The 11,866-nt window shown below is 66.6% G+C and carries 8 protein-coding genes; 3 read left to right on the forward strand and 5 right to left on the reverse strand.

What is annotated here, in order from left to right; genetic code table 11:
• Positions 1-55 precede the first annotated feature (55 nt).
• Both AC07VL_RS05790 and AC07VL_RS05795 read left to right on the forward strand, forming a co-directional pair.
• Positions 56-1,243, forward strand: coding sequence for an MFS transporter (locus tag AC07VL_RS05790; protein ID WP_494804990.1), 1,188 nt, complete (start codon positions 56-58; stop codon positions 1,241-1,243).
• Positions 1,244-1,441: 198 nt separating this feature from the next.
• On the forward strand, positions 1,442-3,760 hold the full coding sequence (locus AC07VL_RS05795) for an NADP-dependent malic enzyme (RefSeq protein WP_494804991.1): 2,319 nt from the start codon (positions 1,442-1,444) through the stop codon (positions 3,758-3,760).
• A gap of 57 nt (positions 3,761-3,817) precedes the next feature.
• Here the strand turns inward: AC07VL_RS05795 and AC07VL_RS05800 are convergent, their stop codons facing one another.
• The 4 genes from AC07VL_RS05800 to AC07VL_RS05815 all read right to left on the reverse strand — a co-directional run bounded on the left by AC07VL_RS05800 (position 3,818) and on the right by AC07VL_RS05815 (position 10,262).
• Positions 3,818-4,654, reverse strand: a complete 837-nt coding sequence (locus tag AC07VL_RS05800; RefSeq protein WP_494804992.1) for a universal stress protein — start codon at positions 4,652-4,654, stop codon at positions 3,818-3,820.
• A 138-nt stretch (positions 4,655-4,792) separates the two neighbouring features.
• A complete protein-coding gene (locus tag AC07VL_RS05805) occupies positions 4,793-5,578 on the reverse strand; it encodes a hypothetical protein (RefSeq protein WP_494804993.1) in 786 nt (261 codons plus the stop codon).
• A gap of 314 nt (positions 5,579-5,892) precedes the next feature.
• The gene (locus AC07VL_RS05810; RefSeq protein WP_494804994.1) at positions 5,893-6,912 is read right to left on the reverse strand and encodes a response regulator; all 1,020 of its coding nucleotides are present in this window, start codon (positions 6,910-6,912) and stop codon (positions 5,893-5,895) included.
• Positions 6,909-10,262, reverse strand: coding sequence for an MHYT domain-containing protein (locus AC07VL_RS05815; protein WP_494804995.1), 3,354 nt, complete (start codon positions 10,260-10,262; stop codon positions 6,909-6,911). The genes AC07VL_RS05810 and AC07VL_RS05815 overlap by 4 nt, the downstream gene beginning before the upstream one ends.
• 291 nt (positions 10,263-10,553) lie before the next feature.
• Here AC07VL_RS05815 and AC07VL_RS05820 point away from each other — a divergent pair, with 291 nt between their 5' ends.
• Positions 10,554-11,354, forward strand: coding sequence for a class I SAM-dependent methyltransferase (locus AC07VL_RS05820; RefSeq protein WP_494804996.1), 801 nt, complete (start codon positions 10,554-10,556; stop codon positions 11,352-11,354).
• A 3-nt stretch (positions 11,355-11,357) separates the two neighbouring features.
• Here the strand turns inward: AC07VL_RS05820 and AC07VL_RS05825 are convergent, their stop codons facing one another.
• Positions 11,358-11,858, reverse strand: a complete 501-nt coding sequence (locus AC07VL_RS05825) for a hypothetical protein (RefSeq protein ID WP_494804997.1) — start codon at positions 11,856-11,858, stop codon at positions 11,358-11,360.
• Positions 11,859-11,866: the final 8 nt, after the last annotated feature.

Raw genomic sequence — 11,866 nt, forward strand, 5'->3', positions numbered from 1 at the left:
ATTTTGATGTTGCATTAAACCATGTGCCTCCCCGCGAGGCAAGGACTACTCTCCCATGCCATTCGACCGACCTGTTTCCTCCCCCCATGCTTCGTCCGCCCTGCTGGTGGCCGCCATCATCCTGCTGGGCCTGAACCTGCGCCCCATCCTGGCCGCCATCGGCCCCTTGCTCGACAGTATCCAGGCCAGCACGGGCATCAGCAATGCCGATGCGGGCTTGCTGACCACCGTGCCCGTGTTCGCCATGGGAGTGTGCGCGCTGGCGGGCGGGCAGCTGCAGCGCCGCCTGGGCGTGGCGCGCGGCATTGCGCTGGGCATCGCCATCATCGCCGGCGCCTGCGCGCTGCGCTGGCCCCTGCACGGCAGCGCCGGCCTGATCGCCACGGCCGCCCTGGGCGGCCTGGGCATCGCCCTGGTGCAGGCGCTGTTGCCCGCCTTCATCAAGCGCCATTTCCCCGAGCGGGCCGGGCAATTGATGGGCTTCTATACGACGGGCATCATGGGCGGCGCGGCCATTGCCGCCGCGTCCGCCTCGCCGCTGGCGCACAGCTGGGGCTGGAACGCGCTGCTGGCCCTGTGGGCCGTGCCTGCCGCGGCGGCCGCGCTGCTGTGGCGCCGCGCGTCCGCCGGGCGCGTGGACGTGGCCGGCGGCGCGGGCGCCAGCCTGCCCGTGGGCAGCCCCCGCGCCTGGCTGCTGATGGTGTTTTTCGGCATCGGCACGGGTGCCTACACCCTGGTGCTGGCCTGGCTGCCGCCGTTTTACACGGAACTGGGCTGGAGCGCGGCCGACAGCGGCTTGCTGCTGGGCGGCCTGACCCTGGTGGAAGTGCTGGCGGGACTGCTGGTTTCCACCGTCATCCACCGCTTTCCCGACCGCCGCATCCTGCTGCTGGCGGTCCTGCTGGCCGTGCTGGCGGGCCTGGCCTGCCTGATCGTGGCGCCCGCGCAACTGGCGCTGCCCGCCGTGATATTGCTGGGCTGCGGCATCGGCGCCCTGTTCCCCCTGTCGCTGATCGTCAGCATGGACCACGTGACGGACCCTTCCGGCGCGGGCGCGCTGCTCGGTTTCGTGCAGGGCGGCGGCTACATCATCGCCAGCAGCATGCCCTTCATCGCCGGCCTGATCCGCCAGCAGTCGTCCAGCCTGGCACAGGCGTGGATGGTGATGGCGGCCGGCGTGGCGGTGCTGCTGCTGATTGCCTTGCGCTTTGCGCCGGGCGCGCGGCTGGGCATCCCACGGTGATTCTTAAAATCAATTAAAAATGATAATCCGATAGTTTTTGCTGCTATCTCCGTTTGCGCAAGCGGGCGGCCTTACAATGGCAGGTTATGCGTTTTCGTGATATCAGACTGTGGCTAGCGGAAAATACCTAGCTAATTGAAAGAATCGGTCTGATAAAATCCGAAACACCCGATCGATCAAACAGGAAGGCAGCACAGCATGGATTCGTCATCTGATAAAAAAGAAGAATTGCGTCAACAATTGCGCTTGGCCGCACTCGAATACCACGAGTGCCCGCGCCCCGGCAAAATCAGCGTGACGCCGACCAAACAACTGACCAACCAGCGCGACCTGGCGCTGGCCTACTCGCCAGGCGTGGCGGCTCCCTGCGAAGAAATCGTCATCGATCCGGCCAATGCCTATAAATATACGGCGCGCGGCAACCTGGTGGCCGTCATCACCAACGGCACGGCCGTGCTGGGACTGGGCAATATCGGCCCGCTGGCCGCCAAGCCGGTGATGGAAGGCAAGGGCGTGCTGTTCAAGAAGTTCGCCGGCATCGACGTCTTCGACATCGAGATCAATGAATCGGATCCGGATAAACTGGTCGACATCATCGCTTCGCTGGAACCGACCTTCGGCGGCGTGAACCTGGAAGACATCAAGGCGCCCGAGTGCTTCTACATCGAGCGCCAGCTGCGCGACCGCATGAAGATTCCCGTCTTCCATGACGACCAGCACGGCACGGCCATCATCGTCGGCGCGGCCATCCTGAACGGCCTGAAAGCCGTCGGCAAGCAGATCGAGGATTGCAAGCTGGTCGTGTCGGGCGCGGGCGCGGCGGCGCTGGCCTGCCTGGACCTGATCGTCGACCTGGGCTTCCCGCTGAAAAACATCTACGTCACCGACCTGGCCGGCGTCGTCTACAAGGGCCGCACGGAACTGATGGACCCGGACAAGGAACGCTTCGCGCAGGATACGCCGCTGCGCACCCTGGCCGAGATCATCCCGGATGCCGACATCTTCCTCGGCGTGTCCGCCGGCGGCGTGCTGAAGCAGGACATGGTGCGCAAGATGGCGCCCAATCCATTGATCCTGGCGCTGGCCAACCCGAATCCGGAAATCCTGCCGGAAGAAGTCAAGGCCGTGCGCAGCGACGCCATCATCGCCACGGGCCGTTCGGATTATCCGAACCAGGTCAACAACGTGCTGTGCTTCCCGTACATCTTCCGCGGCGCCCTCGATTGCGGCGCCACCACCATCACGCGCGAGATGGAAATTGCCGTCGTGCACGCCATCGCCGACCTGGCGCATGCCGAGCAGTCGGACATCGTCGCCACCACGTATGGCATCAGCAACCTGTCCTTCGGTCCTGAATACCTGATCCCGATGCCGTTCGATCCGCGCCTCCTGATCAAGATCGCGCCAGCCGTGGCCAAGGCGGCCGAGGATTCCGGCGTTGCCACGCGTCCGATCAAGGACTTGCAAGCGTACGCGGACAGCCTGCAGCAATTCGTCTACCGCAGCGGCACCTTCATGAAGCCGCTGTTCCTGATGGCCAAGTCCACGCCGGCCGACCTGAAACGCATCGTCTACGCCGAAGGCGAAGAAGAGCGCGTGCTGCGCGCCGTGCAAGTGGTGGTCGATGAAAAACTGGCGCGCCCCATCCTCGTGGGCCGTCCGCCCGTGCTCGAAGCGCGCATCCAGAAGTTCGGCCTGCGCCTCAAGCAGGGCGTCGACTTCGACGTCATCAACCCGGACTTCGACGAGCGCTATCGCGATTACTGGAATACGTACTACGACATGACCAGCCGCAAGGGCGTCACCGAGGAATACGCGAAACTGGAAATGCGCCGCCGCCACACGCTGATCGGTTCCATGATGATCCACAAGGGCGACGCGGACGGCATGATCTGCGGCACCTTCGGCACTACCCAGCTGCACCTGAAATACATCGACCAGGTGCTGGGCAAGCGCGCCGGCAGCAATGTCTACGCCGCCATGAACGTGCTGATCATGCCGGAACGCCAGCTGGTGATGGTCGACACGCACGTCAACGAAAACCCGGACGCCGAGCAGCTGGCCGAGATCACCATCATGGCCGCCGAAGAGATGACCCGCTTCGGCCTGTCGCCGCGCGCGGCCCTGCTGTCGCACTCGAACTTCGGTTCCAGCGACAGCGCCTCGGCGCAGAAGATGCGCGCCGCCCTGGCCATCATCAAGGAACGCGCGCCGGACCTGGAAATCGACGGCGAGATGCACGGCGACACGGCCCTGGACAGCAAGCTGCGCCACAAGCTGATGCCGAACTCGGACCTCAAGCACGACGCCAACCTGCTCGTCATGCCGAACATCGAGTCCGCCAACATCGCCTACAACCTGGTCAAGACGGCGGCCGGCAACGGCATCGCCGTGGGCCCGATCCTGCTCGGTTGCGCCAAGCCCGTGCACATCCTGACGCCATCGGCCACCGTGCGCCGTATCGTCAACATGACGGCCCTGTGCGTGGTCGACGCCGTGGCACAGCGCAAAGTCTAAGCGCCAGCAGTGCAGTTAAAGCCGCGCCATCCGCCAGGGTGGCGCGGCTTTTTGACGTCAGTGCGCCATCAGCACGGGTACGGTCATCTGGCGCAGCACCGTTTCCGTGACGCCGCCCAATAAAATTTCGCGGAAGCGCGCATGGCCGTAGCCGCCCATCACCAGCAGGTCCGCATGCACCTCGGCCGCCATGGCCAGCAGGGCCGCACCGATGTCGCCCGTGGTGACGGACGAGCGCACCTCGACGGGCACGCCGTGGCGGCTCAGGTAGGCGGCGATGTCGGTGCCCGGGTGGCGCGCCGGCTGCGCGTGGCCGGCGGGCGGGTGCAGCAGGGCCAGCACCACCAGGCGCGCCGCGCGCAGGAGCGGCAGGGCGTGGCCGATGGCGCGCGTCGCCTCCATGCTGCCGTCCCAGGCCACCACCACCGTGCCGCCTGCCTGCGCGCCATCGGCGCCGGGCGGCACGATCAGCACGGGCCGGGCCGCGTTGAGCATCACGTAGGGCACCAGGTCGCGCATGGCGCCGGGCAGGGCTTCGCCGGCATCGTGCTGGCTCAGCACCGTCAGGTCGCTGTAGCGGGCGCTGACGGCCATGCCGCCATCTTCGTCGTCCTCGATCAGGCGCCGCTCCAGCGAGACGGCGCCGGCCTGGCGCGCCAGGGTTTCGAACTGGTCCAGCGCCTGTTCCGCCCGCCCGTACAGGGCGGCGATGTGCGCCGCCACGGCGTCGCCGCGCATGCCGCGGTTGTTTTCCAGGGTCAGGCGCGAGACGCCCGTCATCGCCGCGCCGATCAGGTGCGCCTGGTGCGCGTGCGCCAGCCGCGCCGCGATGGCGATGCGCCGTGGCGCATGGCGCGACAGGTCGGCGTGGACGAGGATGGATTTGTAGGCCATGGTGTCATTCGCTAGTCAGGATGGCAACAAGGCTAGAACGGCAATGCGGACAAGTCCAGCATTGCCGTGGCGGGTGGCGGTTTTTTGATGAGAGGCTTGATTTGGGTCAATCAATGCGGCAGCAGGCGGCTGGCCGCATCAAATTTCCGTCAAGCCCTTTGCCGTGTTCAAGGCGTTTTGCAGGGCTTGGTATTGCTTGGCGGCATGGTCGTCGAGAATGCTGCGGTTGCCCGTGTCGGTGGCCGAGTCGGGCAAGACGGTGAGTTCCGCGCGGGTTTTTTTCGCTTGCTGGATTTCCACGGTTTTCCAGTTGCCGTCGCCGGAGACGAAGCCGATACGGAAGCGCGCCTTGACGGCATCGCCGCGGCGCAGCCCGGTGCTGTTGCCGCTGTCGTTATTGTAATTGCTGAACAGCTCCGATTCCGCCACGGGCTCGGGCTTGTCGTCGACATACAGGCGGGCGACGAACTTGACGCTGCTCAGGTCGTGCGAGCTGCCGTTGTGGATGGTGGCGACGACAGTCGGCTGCAGGCCGAAAAAATCCTTTTCCATCGTAAAGTGCACGTCGCTGGCGGTAATGCGCGATAAATCCGCCTGGCCGGCCACATACGCTGCCCTGGCCGTTTCCAGCTGCGCCAGCTTGGCCGGCACGTCGCGGATCACCTTGTCGCGCTCGGCGCGGATGATGGCTTTCGGCGTGCCGTTGGGATAGCCGGCATGCAGTTGTTCCAGATTGAAATCGCTGACGGCCCAGTCATAGGCGCGCTGCTCCTTGTCCGGCATGTCCTTGAGCGCTTCCTGCAGGGAGGTCTTGTAGGCTTCCATGCCGTGGCCGGTATCGAGCCGATGGTCGCTGCCTTTGGAACAGGCCTGTAATAGCATGAGCACGAGGAGCGTCGCTCCCAGCTTGCTGCGTGTACGCATAGTCGTATGGAATGGTGAGGGTTGATGGCAAGAATGCGCCGCCGATTTTAATGCCAAATAGAAAATGTCGCCATTGAAATATTTCTTTGGTGAAATAAATTGTGCCCATGCGGCGCGTGCCGCCGGAGCCAAGTGGAAAGCATGGCATGCTGGTGTTTGCTTTTATTGATGCATATCAATGTGCGCGTTGGCCAGTCGCCCATAATGGCAGCGAACTCTTTGCCATGTCAGTGGTCTGCATCGGCGTCGGCACCAACGTGTCCGACACTTCCTTGTGTGACGCAACAACGCTGGCCGTGGCGGGAGTTCACTTCTCAGGCCGCCGTGTGGCCGGTCTCCTTTTCCGCCCAGCGCAGCCGGATGGCGTCGATGGCGGGCATTTCCTGCACGAACAGGTCGACCAGATGCGGCTCGAAATGGCGGTCTTTTTGCGCCTGCAAATACGCTACGGCGTCCGTCACGGGCCAGGCGCGCTTGTAGGGACGGGCCGAGGTCAGCGCGTCGAAGACGTCGGCCACGGCGACGATACGCCCGGCCAGCGGGATGGCTACGCCCGCCAGGCCGTTCGGGTAGCCGCTGCCATCCCACTTTTCATGGTGCGACAGGGCGATCTCGCGCGCCATAGCCAGCATGCCGCCGGCGGCGTGTTCGCCGAGGATCTCGCCGCCGATGCGCGCATGCGTCTGCATGACGGCCCATTCGTCCGCGTCGAGCTTGCCAGGTTTTTGCAGGATGCGGTCGGGGATGCCGATCTTGCCCACGTCGTGCATGGGCGCCGCGTGCAGCAGGTCGTCGGCGGCCGCTTCGTCCATGCCGGCCGCCACGCCCAGCAGGCGCGCGTAATGGCTCATGCGGATCACGTGCAGGCCCGTTTCATTGTCCTTGTATTCGGCCGCCAGGCCCAGGCGCTGGACGATCTGCAGCCGCGTCTCCTTCAGTTCGTCGATGCGCACCAGCGACAGGTGCGTGCGCACGCGGGCGCGCACGATGGCGGGGCTGAGGGGTTTGGCGAGGTAGTCGACGGCGCCCGCCTCGAAACCGCTCAGCTCGTCGCGCATGTCGTTCAGGGCCGTGACGAAAATGACGGGGATGGCCGCCGTCAGCGGCTCGGCCTTCAGGCGGCGGCAAGCCTCGTGGCCGCTCATGCCGGGCATCATCACGTCGAGCAGGATCAGGGCCGGGCGCTCCTGCTGCGCCAGTGCCAGCGCCCGCGCGCCATCCTTGGCGAACAGCAGCGCGTAATCGTCCTGCAAGATGTGCCGCAGCAATTGCAGGTTGGCCGCTTCGTCGTCGACGAGCAGCAGCAGGGGCTTGGCCCGGCGTGGCGCGCTCATGGGTACTCCGTCTCGAAGGATTGCAGCAAGTCGTGCAGCAGGGACTGTGCCAGGGGGAAATCAAAGTCGTCGATGGCGTGCGCGAGTGCCACCAGCGGCGGCGTCTGCGCGCCCATGGCGCTGTGCAGCTGCGCTTGCGCCACGTCATCCAGTTCGCCGCGCCGCAAGGCTTGCAGCAGGGCGCCGGCCGCCAGCCGCGCGGCGGGCAGGTCGCCGGCGCCCGCCGTGGCCACGGCGCTGGCGGGCGGTGCCAGGCGGGCGATGGCGGCGATGGCAGCCGGCCATTGCGCCTGCAGGGTGGCCGCCGCCGCGCCGCGCTGTTGTGCCGCCGCGGCATCGCTTCCCGCGCACAGCTGCTCCAGCGCCGCCAGGGTGGCCGCCAGTTGTTCCAGTCCCAGGTTGGCCGCCACGCCGCGCAGCGTGTGGCATTGCGGCAGGAGCGCCGCCCGGTCGTTGGCGGCGATGGCGGCCAGCAGCAGGGGCGGCACGCGGGGATGGTCGTGGCCGAAGCGCGCCAGCGCGGCGCGGTAGGCGCCCTCGTTGCCAGCCCAGCGCAGCACGGCCTGCGCATCATGCAGCACGCGCCGGCCGGCAGGCGCCGCCAGGTCGCCGCCGTCGGCGGGGAGGGCCTGCGCCAGGCCCAGCACGCGCGCGATTTCCTGCGACAGGGCCGCCCACTCGACGGGCTTGGTGGCGAAGCCGTCCATGCCGGCCGCCAGCGCCGCCTTGCGGTGCGCCTCGAGCACGCTGGCCGTCATGGCGATCACGGGCACGCGCGGGCGGCCCTCGCGCAGGGCGGCCGCGCGGATGGCGCGCGTGGCGGCCAGGCCATCCATGCGCGGCATTTGCAGGTCCAGCAGCAGCACGTCGAAATCGCGCTGCTGCGCCATGTGCAGGGCCTGTTCGCCATCGCCGGCCGTCTCCACCGCATGGCCGCGCTTGCGCAGCAGCAAACACAGCAGTTCCAGGTTTTGCGGCACGTCGTCGGCGGCCAGCACGCGCAGCGGCGGCAGGCGCACGTTGCGCCGCTCGCTGGCGGGCAGCACTTGCCGGTGCGCCGGGACGAGGGGCAGCATGACGTGGAAAACGCTGCCGTGCGGCAAGGCGGCCTCGGCCCAGATGCGGCCCTGCATCAGCGATACGAGCTGCCGGCTGATGCTGGTGCCCAGGCCCGTGCCGCCATAGCGCCGCGTGGTCGACGCATCGGCCTGCACGAAGGGTTCGAAGATGGCGTCGCGCCGCTCGGGCGCGATGCCGATGCCGCTGTCCTGCACCAGCAGGTGCAGCTGGTCGTCGTCCAGGCGGGCGGCCAGGCTGACGCTGCCGCTGGCCGTGAACTTGATGGCGTTGTCGAGCAGGTTGCCCAGCACTTGGCGCATGCGCAGTTCGTCGCCGTGCAGCAAGGCCGGCAGTTGCGGATCGTACTGCACTTCCATCAGCAGGCCCTTGGCGCGCGCATGGGTGCCATACGTGGAAACCAGCTCGTCGACCAGGGCCAGCAGGCTGTAGTCGCGCAGTTCCAGCGCCATGGCGCCTTTGTCCAGCTTGGCGGTATCGAGTACCTCATTGAGCAGGCGCAACAGCGAGCGCCCGGACTGGCGCACCGTGTCCAGGTGGCGCCGCTGTTCCGGCGTCAATGGCGAGTCCAGCAGCACGTCCGTAAAACCGAGGATGGAATTCATGGGCGTGCGGATTTCATGGCTCATGTTGGCGACGAAGCTGGCCCGCGCGGCAGCCGCCAGTTCCGCTTTTTCCTTGGCCATGCGCAAGTCTTCCTCCATTTGCCGGCGCTCGCTGATGTCGAGGATGACGCCGTCCACCCAGCGCACGGCGCCCACCGGGTCGTGCACCACCGTGCCCCGCTCCCACAGCCAGCGCGACCTGCCGTCCGCGTGCAGCAGCCGGTATTCGAGCAGGTAGGGTTCGCCCGTGGCGACGCTGCGGTTGAAGACGTCGATGACGTAGGCGCGGTCTTCCACGGCGATCAGGCCTGTGAAGCTGCGGCGCGGCGCGGCGCCCACGAAATCGGCGGGCGGATAGCCCGTGACGGCTTCTACGCCGTCGCTGATGAACAGCATGGGCTGGTTTTCGGCCGTGGTGCAGCGGAAGGCGATGCCGGGAAGGTTGCCCATCAGCGAGCGTAGCTGCTGTTCGCTTTCGCGCAGGGCGGCCAGCATGGCGCGCCGTTCGCTGACGTCCGTAATGAACAGCACGTACAAGTCCTGGTCGGCCAGGCGCGCGCTGGCCATCGAACGCTGCACGGCCACGGGGGCGCCATCCTTGCGCAGGTACAGGATTTCCTCGCTGGAATGCACAGCATCGCCCTGGCCCGTGCGCAGGTAGTGCAGCAAGCCATGCTGTTCCGACTGGCGCACGTCGCTGACCAGCACGCTGATGGGGCGGCCGATGATCTCGTCCTGGCGCCAGCCCAGGATGCGCTCGGCGGCGCCGTTGAAATCGACGATGTTGCCTTCCTTGTCGATGGTGATGACGCCGTCGACGGTGGTCGTCAGCAGCGAGCGCGTCCAGTTCTCGCTCTGGTTCAGGTGGCGGAACAGTTCGCGGTAGCGCAGCACGCCGACGGCCGAGGCGACGAGGATGGTCAGGGCGACGGTCAGCAGGGTCACGCTGATGACGAGCAGGGGGCGGTTGGCATCGGCATCATTGCCTGGTGGAATCGTTCCAACGAAGCGGGACGCCTGCATGCCCATGTAATGCATGCCCGCGATCGCACAGCCCATGACGACGGCGCCGATCAGGTTGCGCTGCGCCGCGCCCAGCGCGCCGCGCCAGCCGCGCAGGCCGAAGCGTATCCACAGGGCCACGCTGGCCAGCACCACGGCCACCACCAGCGACAGCACGAACAGCAGCGGGTCGTAGCGCAGCGACAGGCCGACGCGCATGGCGTGCATGCCCATGTAGTGCATGGCGCCGATGCCCAGGCCCACGAGCAGGCCGCTCCACAGCAGCCGCGGCGCCGTGACGGCGCGCCGGCTGATGGTGGCCAGGGCCACGAACGAGGCGGCCACGCTGGGCACGATGGAGAGCAGGGTCAGGCCCGGGTCGTAGGCGACACTGGTGCACAGCTCGAAGGCCAGCATGCCGATGAAATGCATGGCCCACACGCCGCAGCCCAGCGCCAGGCTGCCGGCGAACAGGCACAGCAAGTGCAACTGGCGGCTGATGCTGGCCTGCGAGCGGCTGTAGGCTGTCATCTGGAAGGCCATCCACGACGTGAAAATGGCGATCACGAGCGAGAGGGCGACCAGTCCCGGGTGATATTGCCCCTGCAGCAGCAGGGCGGGATCGGCGGGCAGGCGGAACAGCTGTTGGACGCTGGCAGGTATCATCGTGGGCAAGGCAGTAAGGCGTCGGGGCGCGGAAAACAGGATAGGGGCCGGCCGCCTCTGCGGGTGACCGATGCAGAATACCTTACCAGATTTCTGGAAACAAATATCTTAATTGTAATTATTTTGCCTGTCGTGCAATGCCTGTTGCGGCAGGAAAAGGCGGCGCACGCCTTGCGGTGCCCGTGCCGGCGAAGAAGTTGCAGTTGGGAATTGTGTGGTTTTTCTGCAAACGGCGACGTCCTGGCGGCGCCCATGCTACATTCGCGTCCTGTTTTTTCTGAAAGGATGGCGATGCCTTTAGGTAACAACTTCTTGCGGCACAATCAGCAGGCCTGGGACGCCCAGGCGGCGCAGAACAGCCCGTGGTCGCAGCCCGTCGACGGCGCCACCATCGCGGCGGCCCGCGCCGGGCAGTGGCAGATCCACCTGACGCCGGGTCCCTTGCCGGCCGGCTGGCTGGGCGAGGTGCGCGGCCGGCGCATCCTGTGCCTGGCGGGCGCGGGCGGGCAGCAGGCGCCCGTGCTGGCCGCCGCCGGGGCGCACGTCACCGTGTTCGATCTGTCTGAGCAGCAATTGGCGAAAGACCGCATGGTGGCCGAACGCGACGGCTTGCCGCTGGCCACGGTGCAGGGCGACATGCGCGACCTGGGCTGTTTCGCCGATGCCAGCTTCGACCTCATCGTCCACCCCGTGTCGAATCAGTACGTGCCCGACATCGCCCCTGTGTGGCGCGAATGCGCGCGCGTGCTGGCGGACGGCGGCGTGCTGCTGAGCAGCTTCTTCAACCCGGCCGTGTTCATCGGCGACCGCGACCCGCAGTGGGCAAAGCAGGGCCTGATACGGCCCCGTTACGTGCTGCCGTACTCGGACGTGGCGGATCTGGATGCCGCTGCGCTGGCCGCGCGCATGAACAGGGGCGAGGCGCTCGTCTTCGGCCATGGCCTCGACAGCCAGATCGGCGGCCAGCTGGCGGCCGGCTTCGTGCTGGCGGGGTACCACGAGGAAATGCATCCCCACCCGCGCTTTGAAATCGAAAAATACCTGCCCAGCTTTATCGCCACGCGCGCCGTGCGGCTGGCGCGCGCGGCATAGGTTTTAATTGTAGGGTTGCAAGTCCAGCCACACGGCATACGCCAGGCGCTTGCCGTTCCACAGGCCGCCGCCGCGGATGACGGCGTCGCACGAGGTCAGCTGGCCCACGAGGTCCATGCGGCCCAGGTTGCGGCGCAGGCGCAGGGCGTCGTTGTGCGACAGGTAGCCCACCAGCTGGCCGTCGATGAAAACGGCGATGGCCTTGTCCTGGAAGGGGTTGGCATCGTCGCAGACGAGCAGGGCCAGGCATTTTTCTTCCGCATTGCCAGGGCCATGCTCGCCCGCCAGTTTGGCGATGGCGCTCTGGTACATCGACTCGTTTTCCACTTCCGACGCGAAGCGTCCCTCGTCGCGCCAGTGGTGCGCGGGCGCGCCCGGGGGAATCGCCGGCACGTACTGGCGTATCGACAGCAGCGGCTTTTGCAGCGGCTGGACGGGCGTGCGGCCGCTGAAGACGTAATACAGCAGGGCGATGACGATCACGATGGCAAGCAGGTAAAGCATGGTATCTC

Source organism: Janthinobacterium sp. GW821-FHT03C08 (assembly GCF_059420905.1).